Source organism: Nonomuraea sp. NPDC048892 (assembly GCF_040649735.1).
Taxonomy (GTDB): domain Bacteria; phylum Actinomycetota; class Actinomycetes; order Streptosporangiales; family Streptosporangiaceae; genus Nonomuraea; species Nonomuraea maheshkhaliensis.
On sequence record NZ_JBEZFZ010000027.1, the window covers coordinates 1 to 15,460 of the forward strand.

General features: G+C 70.4%; 14 protein-coding genes. 10 read left to right on the top strand and 4 right to left on the bottom strand.

Annotation, left to right across the window (positions count from 1 at the left end):
• Positions 1–2,441: CARDB domain-containing protein (locus AB0C28_RS46135; protein ID WP_358082379.1), on the top strand; the 2,441-nt coding region annotated here is incomplete at its 5' end.
• Here the strand turns inward: AB0C28_RS46135 and AB0C28_RS46140 are convergent.
• On the bottom strand, positions 2,438–3,316 hold the full coding sequence (locus tag AB0C28_RS46140; RefSeq protein WP_358082382.1) for a sugar kinase: 879 nt from the start codon (positions 3,314–3,316) through the stop codon (positions 2,438–2,440). The genes AB0C28_RS46135 and AB0C28_RS46140 overlap by 4 nt on opposite strands.
• A 193-nt stretch (positions 3,317–3,509) precedes the next feature.
• Here AB0C28_RS46140 and AB0C28_RS46145 point away from each other — a divergent pair, with 193 nt between their 5' ends.
• The 5 genes from AB0C28_RS46145 to AB0C28_RS46165 all read left to right on the top strand — a co-directional run bounded on the left by AB0C28_RS46145 (position 3,510) and on the right by AB0C28_RS46165 (position 6,887).
• Positions 3,510–4,250: a hypothetical protein gene (locus AB0C28_RS46145; protein ID WP_358082385.1), complete on the top strand. Its 741-nt coding sequence runs from the start codon at positions 3,510–3,512 to the stop codon at positions 4,248–4,250.
• Between the two features lie 146 nt (positions 4,251–4,396).
• Positions 4,397–5,101 carry a DUF4344 domain-containing metallopeptidase gene (locus AB0C28_RS46150; protein WP_357861828.1) on the top strand — a complete coding sequence of 235 codons (705 nt, stop codon included), beginning with the start codon at positions 4,397–4,399 and terminating at the stop codon, positions 5,099–5,101.
• Between the two features lie 17 nt (positions 5,102–5,118).
• Positions 5,119–5,823 carry a maleylpyruvate isomerase family mycothiol-dependent enzyme gene (locus AB0C28_RS46155; RefSeq protein WP_357861826.1) on the top strand — a complete coding sequence of 235 codons (705 nt, stop codon included), beginning with the start codon at positions 5,119–5,121 and terminating at the stop codon, positions 5,821–5,823.
• A 64-nt stretch (positions 5,824–5,887) separates the two neighbouring features.
• Positions 5,888–6,136: a DUF6343 family protein gene (locus AB0C28_RS46160; protein ID WP_357861824.1), complete on the top strand. Its 249-nt coding sequence runs from the start codon at positions 5,888–5,890 to the stop codon at positions 6,134–6,136.
• 70 nt (positions 6,137–6,206) lie between these two features.
• On the top strand, positions 6,207–6,887 hold the full coding sequence (locus AB0C28_RS46165) for a WHG domain-containing protein (protein WP_358082388.1): 681 nt from the start codon (positions 6,207–6,209) through the stop codon (positions 6,885–6,887).
• 5 nt (positions 6,888–6,892) lie between these two features.
• On the opposite strand, the gene AB0C28_RS46170 is transcribed toward AB0C28_RS46165, so the two are convergent.
• Positions 6,893–7,138 carry a type B 50S ribosomal protein L31 gene (locus AB0C28_RS46170; RefSeq protein WP_357861820.1) on the bottom strand — a complete coding sequence of 82 codons (246 nt, stop codon included), beginning with the start codon at positions 7,136–7,138 and terminating at the stop codon, positions 6,893–6,895.
• Between the two features lie 28 nt (positions 7,139–7,166).
• Positions 7,167–7,979 carry an SDR family oxidoreductase gene (locus AB0C28_RS46175; RefSeq protein WP_357861819.1) on the bottom strand — a complete coding sequence of 271 codons (813 nt, stop codon included), beginning with the start codon at positions 7,977–7,979 and terminating at the stop codon, positions 7,167–7,169.
• Positions 7,980–8,146: 167 nt separating this feature from the next.
• On the opposite strand from AB0C28_RS46175, the gene AB0C28_RS46180 reads away from it, so the two are divergent.
• Together AB0C28_RS46180 and recQ are read left to right on the top strand one after the other, a co-directional pair.
• Positions 8,147–9,295 carry an MFS transporter gene (locus AB0C28_RS46180; protein ID WP_358082391.1) on the top strand — a complete coding sequence of 383 codons (1,149 nt, stop codon included), beginning with the start codon at positions 8,147–8,149 and terminating at the stop codon, positions 9,293–9,295.
• A 336-nt stretch (positions 9,296–9,631) separates the two neighbouring features.
• Positions 9,632–11,458 (top strand): DNA helicase RecQ, encoded by a 1,827-nt coding sequence (gene recQ, locus AB0C28_RS46185; RefSeq protein ID WP_358082394.1) that lies wholly within the window; start codon positions 9,632–9,634, stop codon positions 11,456–11,458.
• A gap of 763 nt (positions 11,459–12,221) precedes the next feature.
• On the opposite strand, the gene AB0C28_RS46190 is transcribed toward recQ, so the two are convergent.
• Positions 12,222–13,046: a hypothetical protein gene (locus AB0C28_RS46190; RefSeq protein WP_358082397.1), complete on the bottom strand. Its 825-nt coding sequence runs from the start codon at positions 13,044–13,046 to the stop codon at positions 12,222–12,224.
• Between the two features lie 140 nt (positions 13,047–13,186).
• On the opposite strand from AB0C28_RS46190, the gene AB0C28_RS46195 reads away from it, so the two are divergent.
• Both AB0C28_RS46195 and AB0C28_RS46200 read left to right on the top strand, forming a co-directional pair.
• Positions 13,187–14,812 carry a CocE/NonD family hydrolase gene (locus AB0C28_RS46195; RefSeq protein ID WP_358082400.1) on the top strand — a complete coding sequence of 542 codons (1,626 nt, stop codon included), beginning with the start codon at positions 13,187–13,189 and terminating at the stop codon, positions 14,810–14,812.
• Positions 14,813–15,089: 277 nt separating this feature from the next.
• Entirely contained in the window at positions 15,090–15,458 is a 369-nt protein-coding gene (locus AB0C28_RS46200) for a hypothetical protein (RefSeq protein WP_358082403.1), read from the top strand.
• Positions 15,459–15,460: the final 2 nt, after the last annotated feature.

Here is a 15,460-nt window from a genome sequence, read left to right on the forward strand (position 1 = left end):
CCGACGTCCGCCTGCAGTTCACCGCCAACACCGGCGCCCCAGGCGGCCAGGTCGCCGAGTTCCAGATCTTCGGCACCCCGGCACCCAACCCCGACCTGACCGTGTCGGGCCTGACCTCCTCCCCGGCCTCACCGGTCGAGACCGACGCGGTGACGCTGTCGGCCACGGTGCGCAACGCCGGCACCGCCACCTCCGCCGCCACCTCGGTGGCCTTCTACGCCGGGGACAGCAAGGTCGGCAGCGCCGCTGTCGGCGCGCTGGCCGCAGGGGCGACCGCGACCGTGTCGGCGAACATCGGGGTCAGGGACGCGGGCACGTACCAGCTTGAAGCCAGGGTGGACGAGCAGAACGCGGTCCCCGAGCAGAACGAGGGCAACAACTCCGCCACCGGCACGCTGACCGTGCGGCCGGTCGACACGGCCGACCTGATCGCCTCCCCGGTCTCCTGGACGCCGGGCAACCCGGCCGCGGGCAACACGGTGACGTTCTCGGTCGCGATCAGGAACCAGGGCACCGTGGCATCCAGCGGGGGCTCCCACGGCATCACGCTCACTGTGCTCAACGACGCGGGCACCGTCGTCAGGACGCTGACCGGGTCGGCGAGCGGCGCCATCGCGGCCGGAGCCACCGCCGCGCCGGTCTCCCTGGGCACGTGGACGGCCGCCGACGGCAAGTACACCGTGCGCACCGTGCTCGCCGACGACGCCAACGAGCTGCCGGTCAAGCGGGCCAACAACACCAGCACGCTGCCGCTGTTCATCGGGCGGGGCGCGAGCATGCCGTACGACACGTACGAGGCCGAGGACGCCGCCGTCGGCGGCGGCGCGACCCGCGTCGGCCCCAGCAGGGACGTCGGCACGATCGCCGGCGAGGCCTCCGGGCGGCGCGCGGTGACGCTCGGCCAGACCGGGGCCTACGTCGAGTTCACCACCAGAGCGCCGACGAACAGCCTGGTCACCCGCTTCTCGATCCCCGACGCCCCGGGCGGCGGCGGCATCGACTCCACCCTGAACGTCTACGTCAACGGCAGCTTCCTCAAGGCCGTCAACCTCACCTCCCGCTACGCCTGGCTGTACGGGGCCGAGTCGAGCCCGAACAACAACCCCGGCTCAGGCCCGCCGAGACACATCTACGACGAGGCGAACCTGCTGCTCGGCACCACGGTCCCGGCGGGCGCCAGGATCAGGCTGCAGAAGGACGCGGCCAACACCTTCACCTACGCGATCGACTTCGTGGACTTCGAGCAGGTCACCCAGGCCGGCAACCCGGACCCGGCGAAGTACGCCGTACCGGCCGGTTTCGGGCACCAGGACGTGCAGAACGCCCTCGACAAGGCCCGGATGGACGCGAGCCTGACCGGCGTCTACCTGCCCGCCGGCGACTACCAGACGACCGGCAAGTTCCAGGTCTACGGCAAGGCGATCAAGGTGGTCGGCGCCGGCCCGTGGTTCACCAGGTTCCACGCCCCCTCGGGACAGCAGAACACCGACGTCGGCTTCCGCGCCGACGCCACCGCCAACGGCACCACGTTCGCGGGCTTCGCCTACTTCGGGAACTACGTCGAGCGCATCGACGGCCCCGGCAAGGTGTTCGACCTGACCAACGTGGCGAACCTGACGATCGAGAACGTCTGGATCGAGCACCAGGTCTGCATGTTGTGGGGCACGAACACCGACAACCTGACGATCAGGAACGCGCGGATCAGGAACGTGTTCGCCGACGGCCTGAACCTGACCAACGGCAGCACCGGCAACCACGTCACCAACGTCGAGACCCGCTCCACGGGTGACGACAGCTTCGCGCTGTTCTCGGCCACCGACCATAACTCCGGCGAGCAGACCGGCAACGTCTTCGAGAACCTCACCTCGCTGCTGACCTGGCGGGCGGCGGGTCTGGCCGTGTACGGCGGCTACGACAACACGTTCAGAAACATCTACATCGCCGACACGCTGGTGTACTCGGGCATCACGATCAGCTCGCTGGACTTCGGCTACCCGATGCACGGCTTCGGCGCCAGCCCGCCGACGACGTTCGACAACATCTCGCTGGTACGGGCGGGCGGGCACTTCTGGGGACAGCAGACGTTCCCGGCGCTGTGGGTGTTCTCCTCCTCGAAGGTGTTCCAGGGCATCCGGGTCAGCAATCTGGACATCGTGGACCCGACGTACAGCGGGATCATGTTCCAGACCGGCTACCAGAACCCGACCACCCCGCTGAACCCGATCAGGGACACGATCTTCACGAACGTGTCGATCAGCGGGGCGCGTAAGAGCGGTGACGCGTTCGACGCCAAGTCCGGCTTCGGCATCTGGGTGAACGAGCTGCCCGAGCCGGGTCAGGGCCCGGCGATCGGGTCGGCCACGATCAACGGCCTCAGGCTGGCGAACAACCACACCGACATCAGGAACACGACCTCGACCTTCACCCTGAATGTGAACTAACCGTACAGATCGGCTCTGGTGGGCAACCCCTGCCAGTCGCTCGCGCTGGTCACCGCGGCGGCGCTCAGCAGCGCCCCGCGGTGCAGGCGTTCCTGGGGGGTGAGGCCGTCGAGCGCCGCGCTGATGTAGCCGGCCGCGAACGCCTCCCCCGCCCCCGAGGTGTCCACGATGGGGACCTGCCAGCCCTGCACGTCGTACCGCATCCGGTCGGCCCGGACGCTGGCGCCCTTGGCGCCCCGGTCGACCACGACCTCGCGCTCGGGGGCGAGGGCGGGCTTGACCAGGTCGAGCTCGTCCTGGCGGAGGAAGAGCAGGTGCGAGGCGCAGGCCAGCTCGCTGAGCACCTCCTCGGCCTCCCGTACGGAGGGCCACAGCTCGGGGACGTACTCGACGGAGAAGGAGATCACCACGTCGGCGTTCCTGGCCGCGCTCACGGCGGCGCGCACGGCTTCCAGAGCGTTCCTGCCCAGGCCGGCCGTGATTCCGGTCACGTGCAGCATCTTCGCCGCGGCGATCCGGTCGATCGGCACGTTCCCGGGGGTGAGCAGCGAGCCGGCCGATCCCGCGCGGTAGTGGATCATCCTGGGCTCGCGCCCCACGCGTGTCTCCCTCAGGACCAGGCCCGTGCGCGTGCCCTCGGCCACGCGCACGTCGAGGACGTCCACGCCCTCGCCTCTGAGCGCGGTGAGCGCTCTGGCGCCGAGCTCGTCGGCGCCCAGTTTGCCCAGGTACGCGGAGCGGTGGCCGAGCCTGGCCAGGGCGATGGCCAGGGTGAACTCGGGCCCGCAGACGTCCAGTCTGGCCTCACTCTCGTGGCGGACCCGCCCGCTGGAGACGACCCCCAGCGCCTCCCCCAGGGTGTAGACGTCAGTCATGCGCCAGACTGTAGTGGCTCGGGCAGTCTCAAAAGGGATTTTTTGGACATCGTCCCAGGTTAAACCTGTGATCAAATATTTTCTGCAACTTTAGCGAACCTTTTCCCCAACTGATGACTCAAAGTAGTAGAGGGACCCGGCCCCCCGAGCCGGGTCTGAAGTTGTCTATACGGGGAGAGGAATCAGCACCCTCATGCAGAAGATCGCAGTAGGAATCCTTTCCGCCCTTGTGGGCGGATCCATGCTCGTCACCGGCGCGGGCGCCGCTTCCGCCGCCACCACCAAGCACGACACCCGTCTCGTCATCCGGGACATCAGCCCCAACCCCGTCGTGGTCAAGGGCGACGCCGAGACGACCGCGTACTTCGACGTCGGCGCCAGCCGCGACGTCAAGAAGGTCGAGTTCAGCGTGGCCCCCGCCGAGGGCTTCCACACGATGCGCAGCAAGAGCCTCAAGGAGCTCGAGGGCTGGCGCTACGCCATCGGCTTCAACAAGAACGACCCGGCCGGCAAGTGGAAGGCCACCGCCGTGGCCTTCGACGGCGAGGGCAAGAAGCTCGCCGAGGACTCGGCGTTCTTCGCCGTCGAGATCGCCAAGGACAAGGCCCAGACGCGGATCTCCCGCTTCAGCGCCGACCCCTCCAAGGTCCGCAAGGGCCGGTCGATCTACTTCTCCGGCACCCTGCTGGAGCGCGAAGGCCGCTTCGACTGGGACGGCGTCCGCGGCGAGCGCGTGAGCATCTACTACCGCGCCAACGGCTCCAGCGCCTGGAAGTGGGTCGCCAGCGACTGGACCTCGCGTAGTGGCAAGTTCTTCGCCAAGACGCGCGCCTACAAGAGCGGCACGTTCCGCGCCGTCTACAACGGCGACCGTGAGCTCGAGGGCACCACGAGCCGCACCGACTACGTGCGGGTCTACTCCTGGCGTCGATAGTCACCAGATTGTCTGAGGCCCGGCCCATTCGTGGGCCGGGCCTCCGGCATTCCCGGGAGTCTTTACCTTTCCCAAGGTTTATCGATCATTTAATCGCCGCATGGTGAGTCCCATTGCATTGATCGATCCCCCTAAGGAGCTCCCGTATGCCGCACCCGGTGATCGCCCTCGTCCTGAGCGTGACGAGCACGCTGGTGACGGCCCCCGCCCCGGAACTGTCCGTACGCTACGAGCAGCCCGGCTCCCGCGGCGCCGAGGAGGCCAGGCGGTTGCTGAAGGACAGCGGCGTGCTGAAGACGCGGCTCCGGCTGCCCGAGCGCGTCGAGATCGTCGCCCAGGACTGTGACGAGCCCGCCGCCCGCTGGAACCACGACAAGCGCCGGATCACCCTGTGCTACTCGCTGGTGGACAAGGTACGCGACACGATCAAGGGCATCTCCGAGACCGAGGAGACCGGCGAGCACGCCGAGGAGCACCGCATGGACGGCGCGCTGTCCGTGCTCTTCCACCACCAGCTCGGCCACGCCCTGACCACGCTCAACGGCCTGCCCGACAGCGACGCGCAGGCCGACCAGTTCGCGGCGCTCGCGCTGGCCGCCGACGCCCCCAAGCGCGTGGTGGCCGCCGCCGAGGCCCGCCACCTGCTGGCCGGCCACGCGGGCATCGGCCATCTGTCCGGCATGGAGGAGTCCGCCACGTTCGCCTGCCTGCTGTACGGCACAGACCCGGCCAAGTACGACCGGATCGCCAAGGGCGGCTGGGTCCCGCCCGAGCGCGCGCCCTCCTGCGCCGGCGAGTACGCCAAGGTCAAGTCGGCCATCGGCGACAAGGTCGTGAAAGTCGGCACCTGACGGGTAGCGTCCCGGGTATGCCCGACGACCTGCTCAAAGACCTCAACCCGTTCGACATCTTCGACGCCGAGGCCGCCCGGCTCGACCGGCACTTCTCGGGGCTCGACGAGGCCGGCTGGCTGCGCCCGTCCCGCTGCGACGGCTGGACGGTCCGCGACGTGCTGGCGCACCTGGCCGGCGAGGAGCTGTACAACCAGGCCTGCCTGCACGGCTCCGTCCAGGAGCTGCTGAGCCGCCTGGCCGACGAGGGGATCGGCGGCTACAACGACTTCAACGAGTGGTGCGTGCGGCAGCGCAGGGAGCTTCCCATCGAGGAGGTCCTGGAGGAGTGGCGGACGCAGAACGGCGCCACCCGCGAGGAGATGCGCGCCCTCGGCCCCGACGCCCTGCTCGACACGATGGCGGGGCCGTACCCGACGGGCCGGCAGGCCTTCCACTACGACTCCGAGTACGCAACCCACGCCGACGACGTCGGCGCGCCCGTCTCCGCGCAGGAGGCCCCCGGCCGGCTGGCCTGGCGGGTGGCGGTGGGCCGGTTCGTGCTCGCCGAGCAGGACGCCAAGGTGCGGGTGGAGCAGTCGGCCGACCAGATCGTGGCGGCCGTGGACGGTGTCACGGCCACGCTGTCGTACCCGGAGTTCGTCGAGGCCACAGTGGGCCGCCTGCCCGCCTCCCACGGCCTCGACCCGCGCGTCGCCGCCGCGCTGAGGTGCCTGGCCTGATCCCGCCTGATCCTGAGACTGATCCTGATCTGAGCCTGAGACTGATACTGAGAGGAGTGCGATCATGTGGCTGCGCAACCGCGCGGGCACCGAGCCGGTCACCGCGCGCAGCCCGCTGGGCGCGCGTCGTGTCCTGTCGCTCGTCGCGCTCGTGCTCGGGGTGGTGGCGGCGGTCGTCTTCGCCGTGCTCGCGATGAGCACCGGCGCGCAGGTCTGGGTCTGGGAGGCCCTCATCGCCGCCGCGGTGGCCGTCGTCGCCGCGATCGACCTGGCCGTGCTGCGGCACCGCCGCTCACGTCGTACGGGCGGATGACGTCACGTGCGGGCTCGCGTCGTGCGGGCGGATGACGTCACGGGTGTTGATGAGCCCGGATAATGAGGGGATGTCAACACCGCGGCAGCGCTACCGGGAGCAGGTCAAGAGCGAGATCAAGCAGGCCGCGCTCGCCCAGATCGGCGGCGGCGGGGCGGCGGCGCTGAGCCTCAACGCGGTGGCCAAGCAGCTGGGCATGACCGGGCCCGCGCTCTACAAGTACTTCGACAGCCGCGACAGCCTGCTCACCGACCTGATCCTCGACGGCTACGCGGAGCTGGCGGCTGCCGTACGCGCCGGGATCCGCGACGGCGGGCCGCGCGAGCGCCTGCACGGGCTCGGGGGGGCCTTCCTGACCTGGGTCACGGCCAACCCGCACGTCTTCCAACTGCTCGCGGGCACGCCGTCGCCCGGCTACCAGGCGCCGCCGGAGAGCGTCGATCGGGCCAGGGACGTGCTGGGGCCGTTCCTGCCGGTGTTCGGGCAGGGACGGTGCGGGCCCGCTGTGGAGCCGCTGCGGGAGGAGATGCTGGGCTGGGTGGAGCAGACTCCCGCCGTGGCCGAGTGGGTGCGGGCGTACGCGCCCGACGGCGACCCGGCCACGGCGCTGACCGGGACCATCATGGTGTGGAGCCGGCTCCAGGGCGTCCTGAGCCTGGAGGTCCAGGGACAGTTCGCCGGGATGGGACACCGGACGTCCACGCTGCTGACCGCGGAGATGGACTCACTGGCCGACACCATGGGCATCTAGCGTCCTCAGGCCTTGCCGTACCTCTGGTTGAACCGCTCGACCCGGCCGGCGGTGTCGAGGATGCGGCCACGGCCCGTGTAGAAGGGGTGGCTGGCGGACGACACGTCCACGTCGATGACCGGATACGTCTTGCCGTCCTCCCACTCGATGCTCCTGTCGCTGGTCAGGGTCGAGCGGGTGAGGAAGGCGAAGCCGACGCTCGGGTCACGGAAGACGACCGGACGGTAGGCGGGGTGCAGGTTCTTTCTCATGGCCCCTGCAACCATGTGACAACGGTTTTCATTCCCTGGCTTCCGGATCCAGTCCGAGCACGGTCCGGCCCCCGTCCACGGGGATCGTCGCGCCGTTGACGAAGGCGGCGTCGTCGGAGAGCAGGTGGGCCACGACGGAGGCCACCTCGGCCGGCGCGGCGACCCGGCCGAGCGGGTGCAGCCTGGCCAGGTCGGCCTCCACCCGCGCCGCCTCCTCCGGAGTCAGGCCGGCCAGGAAATCCTGGTACCGCTCGGTCGCCACCGAACCGGGGGCCACGGCGTTCACCCGGATGCCGTGCCTGCCGTACTCGACCGCGAGCGCCCTGGTCAGCCCCTCCGTGGCGGCCTTGGCCGTGGAGTAGGGCAGGCTGCCGGGCACCGCCCTGGTGGCCTGGTGCGAGGTGACGTTGACGATGGCGCCAGGGGTGCCGGCGGTCAGGAAGTGGCGTACGGCGGTCGCGCAGCCCACCACCGCCAGGTCCAGGTTGGCCGCGATCAGCGCCCTGACCTCGGCGATCGGCGACGAGTGCACGGAGAGGTCGCGGAACACGGCCGCGTTGTTGACCCAGCCCGCCAGCGTGCCCGACTCCTGCGCCAGATCGGCCGCCCAGGCCGCCACCTCCTCGTCGGCCGCGTCGCCGATCACGGGGACGACCCGGGGGCCGGCCCAGGACAGGGCCTCCTTGTCGCGTTCGACGACCACCACCGTGCGCTCGTCCGTGCGCCCGCCCGCGTGCCTGTCCGTGTGCCTGTCCGAGTGCCCGTCGCGTTGGAGCAGCCGCTCCACCACGGCCCTGCCGATCCCGCGCCCGCCGCCTGTGACCACATAGGAAATGCTCATGCTTCCGACGCTATGTCCGGCAGCGCCGCTCGGGGCGGACCCGTCCCGGGACGCCTGTCGTTGAGGCCGCCTTTGGACAAAGTGACATGTATCACCGAGTCCGCCTGTTCATGAACGGGAACCAATCAAAGGTGATCGCGCCCGCCGCCCGAAGCACGTCCGCACGAATGATCGGCGCACTCGCGATCACTCAGACCGCCGGTTACGGTGTCCTCTACTACGCGTACTCGGTGCTCATCCCGCCCATGTCGCGCGACCTGGACGCCGGGGTCGCCCAGCTCACCGGGGCGCTCACGTTCGCGGTGCTGGTGTCCGCCCTGGCCGCGCCGCTCGTCGGGCGCCTGCTCGACCGGCGCGGCGGGCGCGGGCTGATGACGCTCGGCTCGGTGCTGGGCGCGCTGGCCGTGCTCGCCTGGTCGCAGGTCCGTACGGTGACACAGCTCTACCTCGCCTGCGGCCTGCTCGGGGTGGCGTCGTCGATGGTGCTGTACGAGGCGGCGTTCGCGGTGATCGTGGCCTGGTTCGACGCGGAACGGCGGGCGCGGGCGCTGCTCGCGGTGACGGTGGTGGCCGGGTTCGCCTCCAGCATCTTCCTGCCGCTGACCGGGTTCCTCGTGGAGTTGTACGGGTGGCGGCAGGCCCTGGTCGTCCTAGCCGCCGGCTACGCGCTGACCGCCGTGCCCCTGCACGGGCTGGCGCTGCGCAGCCGGTCGGCGCCGCCCCACGCCGCGCGGCGGGAGATCGTCGCGACTGCCCTGCGCGAACGGCCGTTCTGGCTGCTCGTGGCGGCCTTCCTGACGCAGACGGGCGCGCTGGCGGTCATGGGGGTGCTGCTGGTGACGTACCTCATCACCCTGGGACACGCACCCGTGTTCGCGGCCGGCGTGGCCGGGCTGCTCGGCGTCCTGTCCGTGACCGGGCGGCTGGTGACGACCGGCCTCCAGACGCGCTGGCCGGTGGCGACGATCACGGCCGTCATGTTCGCCCTCCAGGGGCTGGCGGCGGTGCTGCTGCCGCTGACCGGGCGCAGCGTGGGCGGGGCTGTCGTGGCGGTGGTGCTGTTCGGGCTGGGCTTCGGGGTGTCCACGATCGCCCGTCCCGCGCTGCTGGCGGACCGGTACGGGACGGCCGCGTACGGGTCGCTGAGCGGGGCTCTGGCGCTGCCGATCACCGTGGCCAAGGCGGTGGCGCCGTTGCTGGCGGCCGGGCTGGCGCAGGTCGCGGGCTACCCGGCGGTGATGGCCGCGGTCGCGACGGCCTGCGGCCTCGGGGCCCTGTCACTGCTTCTGTATGGCAGGATGCCGGCGCGCCCTTGAAGGGCTTCGGACAGCGTACGGACGCGGCTTGGGACGGCTTCGGGTCGCGTACGGACGCATGTTGGCTTGAGCGGCTTCAGGTCGCGCACGAACCCGCCCCGGCCTACGATCGAGGGGTCCCACGGAACCCACAGGACTCACGGAACCGACGGAACCCACGGAACCGACAGAACCCACGGAACCCGCAGGACCACGGACCCGAACAGCAACCCGGACTCGACAGCACCCACGGAAGCGACGGCACCCACGGACCCACGAAAAATTGGGGAATCAGTCGGCCGTCTGCCGTGGGCGGAAACGACGACCCGCCCTCCCACGAACACGTAAGGTAGCCGCATGGATACCCCCACCGACGTCCTGCACCGCGTGTTCGGCTACGACGCGTTCCGTGAGGGCCAGCAGGAGATCATCGATCATGTCGTGGCCGGCGGCGACGCGCTCGTCCTCATGCCCACCGGCGGCGGCAAATCGCTCTGCTACCAGATCCCCGCGCTGGTGCGCCGGGGCGTCGGGGTGGTCATCTCACCGCTGATCGCGCTCATGCAGGACCAGGTCGACGCGCTGCGGGCGCTCGGCGTGCGGGCGGGGTTCCTCAACTCGACCCAGAGTATCGACGAGCGGCAGCTCGTGGAGTCGGAGTTCCTGGCCGGCGAGCTCGACCTGCTCTACCTCGCCCCCGAGCGGCTGCGCGTCGACTCCACGCTGCGGCTGCTCGGCAAGGGCGACATCTCGGTGTTCGCCATCGACGAGGCGCACTGCGTGGCGCAGTGGGGGCACGACTTCCGTCCCGACTACCTGGAGCTGTCCAGGCTGCACGAGCTGTGGCCCGACGTCCCGCGCATCGCCCTGACCGCGACCGCCACCCCCGCGACGCATGCCGAGATCTCCTCCCGGCTCGGCCTCGACCAGGCCCGCCACTTCGTGGCCAGCTTCGACCGGCCCAACATCCACTATCGCATCGCGTCGAAGAGCGAGCCCAAGCGCCAGTTGCTGGAGTTCCTGCGCACGGAGCATCCCGGCGATGCGGGCATCGTCTACTGCCTGTCTCGCTCCTCGGTCGACAAGCTGGCCGAGTTCCTGGTCGACAACGGCATTGCGGCGGTGCCGTACCACGCGGGGCTCGACGCCCAGACCCGTGCCCTGCACCAGTCCCGCTTCCTGCGCGAGGAGGGGCTGATCGTGGTCGCCACGATCGCGTTCGGCATGGGCATCGACAAGCCCGACGTGCGCTTCGTGGCCCACCTCGACCTGCCGAAGTCGCTGGAGGGCTACTACCAGGAGACCGGGCGCGCGGGCCGCGACGGCCTGCCCGCCACGGCGTGGATGGCCTACGGGCTCAACGACGTGGTGCAGCACCGGCGGATGGCGATGGAGGGCGACGAGGCACACCGCCGGCGCCAGGTGCTCCACCTCGACGCGATGCTGGCGCTGTGCGAGACCGTCACCTGCCGGCGCATCATGCTGCTCGACTATTTCGGGCAGAAGGGCTCGCAGCCGTGCGGCAACTGCGACACCTGCCAGACCCCGCCCGCCTCCTGGGACGGCACGGTCCCGGCGCAGAAGGTGCTGTCCACGGTGCTGCGGCTGGCGCGGGAGCGGCGGCAGAAGTTCGGGGTCGGGCAGGTGGTGGACATCCTGCTCGGCAAGAAGACCGCCAAGGTGCTGCAGCACGGCCATGAAACCCTCAAGGTGTTCGGAGTCGGCGACGACCTGGGCAACGCCGAATGGCACGGGGTGGTGCGCCAGTTGCTGGCCCAGGGGCTGCTGGCGGTCGAGTCCGACTACGGGGCGTTGGTGCTGACCGACGACAGCGCCGCCGTACTGAGAGGCCAACGCGAGGTGATGCTGAGGCGCGAAACCCCCCGCCCGACCAGAGCCAAGGCACCCTCCTCCGGCACCAAGTCCGCCCAGGCCGCCATCGAACTTTCAGCAGAAGCGACCCCGATCTTCGAACGCCTACGCTCCTGGCGCGGAGCGACCGCCAAGGAACAGGGCGTGCCTGCCTACGTCATCTTCCACGACGCAACCCTCCGCGAGATAGCCACCCGCATGCCGACGACGTTGGGGGAGCTGAGCCAGGTGAACGGCGTCGGAGAAAACAAGCTGGCGAAATACGGGGACCAGGTCCTGGCAGCCCTCCGAGGCGACGAACCGGAAGAATGAACCCTTGCTGGGCCCCCGACCAAACCCCGGCTGAGCCCGGGGACCCCGGGCTGAATTCAAGACTGCTCCCTGGGACTTCCCGGCTGAGCCGACGGCCGAGCTGTGGCTGGAATCCTCGGCTGAGTAGCGGTGGCCTTGTCGGGCTTTGTTGAGCCTGGCTGCGGGGTGGGCCGGTGGATGGGAGCGGCGTGGTGGTGGCGACGGCCGCACGAAGAACGGTCGTCGCCACCACGTTGGCCGGCCTGTCCGCGGCGGATCCGACGCGTCGCCTCGCGGACCGGGCCGGACGGGTTTCCGTCCCCCCTTGGCACGGTGTGGCCTGCGTGAACTTCCCGGCCGTGGTGGCCGGGCGTCCGTTTCCGATCTTCTCACCGTATCGGTCGTAACGTCGCGTATTCGCTTATAGCCGTGCCGGGACCAAACGTCTGGCTTTTTCGTACAGGATGATCGTACGGCGTAGGAGCGGTTGATGTGAGGGCGGGTGGGGCCCCAGTTGTGGGTGAAGTAGTCCGGTGGTGGCAGCACAGCTGTGTACGAACCAGTCCGGGTAACGGCCTAGCTGTGTAGGGACCGGTCCGGGTGAGAGGCCAGCTGTGCGCGAACCAGGTTCGGGCGGTGGCCGGTTGTGGCAAACCAGTCCGGGTAACGGCCTGAGTGAGCCAGCGGGCGGTCCTGCGATGGCGCGTCGCCAGGCACGGGCACCGCTGGGCTGAACCCGCCCGGGTGAGGAGCACGTTGCGCGCGAGCCAGGCTCAGGCGGGGGTCAATTGTGGGCGAACCAGTCTGGGTGGCGGCCTAGGTGGGCCAGCAAGTGGTCCTGTGGCGGCGCGTGGGCGGGTACGGGTACTGGTGGGGCGAATCTTCCTGGGCGGTCCTGGTCGGTGACGAACAGGTGGGCCAGGTCGAGCAACTCCTCGGCCAGGAGCGGTGGGATCAGGCGGTGCTCGCCGCAGGCCCTGGCCACGTCCCAGCCGTGTGCGGTGAGCTCGATGGCGCCGATCGCCGCCACCATCGGGCTGGTCAGGTGCCGGTCGCCGACGGGGACGAGGTCGCCGCCGGCCATGGCCGCCCATCGCCCGAGCACCTCCGTGGCGCCGTCCCGTACCAGGAGGGCGGGGTTGCCCACCCACAGCTGCCCCCCAAGTGATGGCGGTCCGGGCGACGATGGCACCTGTGGCAGCGGCCCAGGCGGCACCGGCCCAGGCGATGGCGATCCGAATGACGGCGGCCCCGGTCTCGGCGACCCCGGTGGCAGCGACCCAGGCGACGGCGGCCCCAGTGACGGTGGTCCGGTGGAGCGGCCGCCTGTGTCGGTGCCGGTAGGCCCGCCGGGGGGATGCCGGGGTGGGCAGGGGTGGCTGGAGCCGGTGAGGCCCGGAGGGAGCAGGATGGGGCCGGTGGCGGCCTCGTTGAGGGTTTGCAGGGAGTCGGTCATGTGGTCCAGCAACCGTTGCAGGTTCCAGCCGTCACACGGTGTGCTGTGGCAGAGCGCTGATGGGGTGACAGCGCGCAGGCTGCCGAGGGTGTAGTCGATGGCTCGCTCCAGCAGCGCCACGCCCGCCGCCAGCGCCCGTCCATGCTCGCGCATATCGCCTCCTCATAGGTGAAGACCCCTGGCGAGCGGAAAAGTCATCGTCTCCATCGGAGCGTTTCCAAGACGGTGTCGGGTATGTCCGCATTTGCTGCCTGGTGAACCGTACGCTTGGGGCGGGAGCGAAAGGATCTGTCATGGGCGTGCTCAGCCGGCTGTTCGACCGATTCCTCGGCCTGCCCGAGGCCACGACGCCCGACATCGAGGTCGTCCGTGAGCTGCGCGTGCCGATGCCCGACGGGGTCGTTCTGCGCGCCGACCGCTACCGCCCGCGCGGGTCCGAGCCGCTGCCGGTGGTGCTGATGCGCACTCCGTACGGCAAGCACAAGCTCGACATGACGGGCACCGCCCGCGTGCTGGCCAGGCGGGGCATGCAGGTGGTCGTGCAGGACGTCAGGGGTACGTTCAGCTCGGGCGGCCGGTTCTCGGCCTTCCACCAGGAGCGGCGGGACGGTCTCGCCACCGCCGCCTGGCTGCGCGAGCAGCCCTGGTGCGACGGAAGGCTGGCGACGGCGGGGGCGAGTTACCTCGGGTACACGCAGTGGGCGATCGGCCCCTACCTCGGTCCTCCGCTGGAGGCGATGTGCCTGGGGGTGACGGCCGGCGAGTTCAGGACGACGTTCTATCCGGGCGGCGTCTTCGCCCTGCACAACCTGCTGACCTGGGCGGCGCTGCTCGGCACGCAGGAGGACGCGTGGCTGAGCGGGCTGCTGCCGAACCCGCGCCGGGAGAGCCGGGTGCGGCGCGCCATGGCGCACGTGCCGATCGGCCGGTCCGATGTGGCCGCCATCGGCAAGCGGGTGCCGTTCCTGCGCGACGCCGCCGCCCACACCGAGGCGGACGACCCCTTCTGGGCCGACACCGACCACACCGCCGCCGCCGTCACGATGACAACGCCGACCAGCATGGTGACCGGCTGGTGGGATCTGCTCCTGCCCGCGCAGCTACGTGACTTCGCGGCCCTGCGCGCGGCCGGGCGGCACAGCCGGATCCTGATCGGCCCCTGGGGGCACGACCTGGGCGCTTTGCGGGCGCTGCTGACCGAGGAGGTGTCCTGGCTGTCGGCGCATCTGCTCGGGGACACCGCCCAGCTCCAGCGCTCCCCGGTACGGCTCTACCTCCAAGGAGCCGGCGCCTGGCTCGACTTCGACGACTGGCCGCCGCCGCGGTCCGTACCGGCTGAGCTGCATCTGCTCGATCGGTGGGCCCTCGGTTGGGACGGACCGGGAACCGGCGGGCCCGACGGCTTCACCTACGATCCCGCGCATCCCACGCGCTCGGCCGGCGGGCCGCTGCTCGATATGCGGGAGTCGAAGCAGCGTGACAACCGCGCCGTCGAGGCCCGTCCCGACGTGCTCGTCTACACCGGGGCGCCGCTCCCCCGCCGGCTCGACCTGATCGGGCCCGTCTCGGCCACCGTGCACGTACGCACCGACACCGGGCACGCCGACCTGTTCGTCCGGTTGTGCGACGTCGATCGGGACGGCGTGTCGCGCAACGTCACCGACGGCATCCTGCGACTGCCGACCGGGAGCGCGGGCGTGGTCAGGGCCGAGGTCGAGCTGCAGCCGACCGGGTACCGGTTCCAGCCTGGGCACCGGCTGCGGGTGCAGGTGGCGGGCGGGGCGTTCCCCCGGTTCGCGCGCAACCACGGGACCGGGGAGCCCGTGGGGAAGGCGGTGCGGACCCGGCCGACGCGCTTCGAGATCTTCCACGACGCGGAGCATCCGTCGTCGCTCACCCTGCCGGTGTTCGAGGGGTGATCGCTGCTACCGGCCCCGCCAAGAACCTTTTCCGCTGAGCGCGAGTAAGGGAGGTGACGGGAAGGGGTGGGTTGTTGTGGTGATGAGGGTGCTGCGGGTGCTGGCGGTCTGTTCGGTGGTGGTGGCGGCGGTCGGGGGATGTGCGGGTGGTGGGGGCGGCTCGGGTGAAGTCGGTGCCAAGGCTTCCGGTACGTCCCGGGCTGCCGCAGGTGCGAGCGTCACGGCGACCCTTGAAGGGACCCCGGCGGCTCCTTCTGCGAGCGAGCCGGCTCCCGTGGTGACGGAGGGGAAGGGGTGTAACGGTACGCCGGTCTTCCTGGGTGAGGGGTTTCCCGAGGTGCGGGGGACGGCGGCGGGTGCCGAGTTGTGGGGGTTGTTGTTCGTCGGGCCGCCGCCGCTCAGCCAGGACAAGGAGATCAAGATCGTGTGGCGGATGACCGGCGAAGGGCCGTTGCGGGTACGCGCCACACTCCCGGACGGGAGCACGGCCAGGCTGGCATGGGGCCCTGAGCAGCACGGTGGATCGACCTGGAGGCGGCCCGGGCAGGAGTGGGGCACCGGGTTCGTGTTCCCGAAGGCGGGCTGCTGGAAGGTCGAGCTCACCCGGACCAGCGGCTCGGGTCACGCCTGGCTGCTCGTCAAGTGACC

Coding starts and splice junctions, on each gene's coding strand:
- AB0C28_RS46140 (WP_358082382.1), bottom strand. CDS start 3,316: ATGACTGACGTCTACACCCTGGGGGAGGCGCTGGGGGTCGTCTCCAGC.
- AB0C28_RS46145 (WP_358082385.1), top strand. CDS start 3,510: ATGCAGAAGATCGCAGTAGGAATCCTTTCCGCCCTTGTGGGCGGATCC.
- AB0C28_RS46150 (WP_357861828.1), top strand. CDS start 4,397: ATGCCGCACCCGGTGATCGCCCTCGTCCTGAGCGTGACGAGCACGCTG.
- AB0C28_RS46155 (WP_357861826.1), top strand. CDS start 5,119: ATGCCCGACGACCTGCTCAAAGACCTCAACCCGTTCGACATCTTCGAC.
- AB0C28_RS46160 (WP_357861824.1), top strand. CDS start 5,888: ATGTGGCTGCGCAACCGCGCGGGCACCGAGCCGGTCACCGCGCGCAGC.
- AB0C28_RS46165 (WP_358082388.1), top strand. CDS start 6,207: ATGTCAACACCGCGGCAGCGCTACCGGGAGCAGGTCAAGAGCGAGATC.
- AB0C28_RS46170 (WP_357861820.1), bottom strand. CDS start 7,138: ATGAGAAAGAACCTGCACCCCGCCTACCGTCCGGTCGTCTTCCGTGAC.
- AB0C28_RS46175 (WP_357861819.1), bottom strand. CDS start 7,979: ATGAGCATTTCCTATGTGGTCACAGGCGGCGGGCGCGGGATCGGCAGG.
- AB0C28_RS46180 (WP_358082391.1), top strand. CDS start 8,147: ATGATCGGCGCACTCGCGATCACTCAGACCGCCGGTTACGGTGTCCTC.
- recQ (WP_358082394.1), top strand. CDS start 9,632: ATGGATACCCCCACCGACGTCCTGCACCGCGTGTTCGGCTACGACGCG.
- AB0C28_RS46190 (WP_358082397.1), bottom strand. CDS start 13,046: ATGCGCGAGCATGGACGGGCGCTGGCGGCGGGCGTGGCGCTGCTGGAG.
- AB0C28_RS46195 (WP_358082400.1), top strand. CDS start 13,187: ATGGGCGTGCTCAGCCGGCTGTTCGACCGATTCCTCGGCCTGCCCGAG.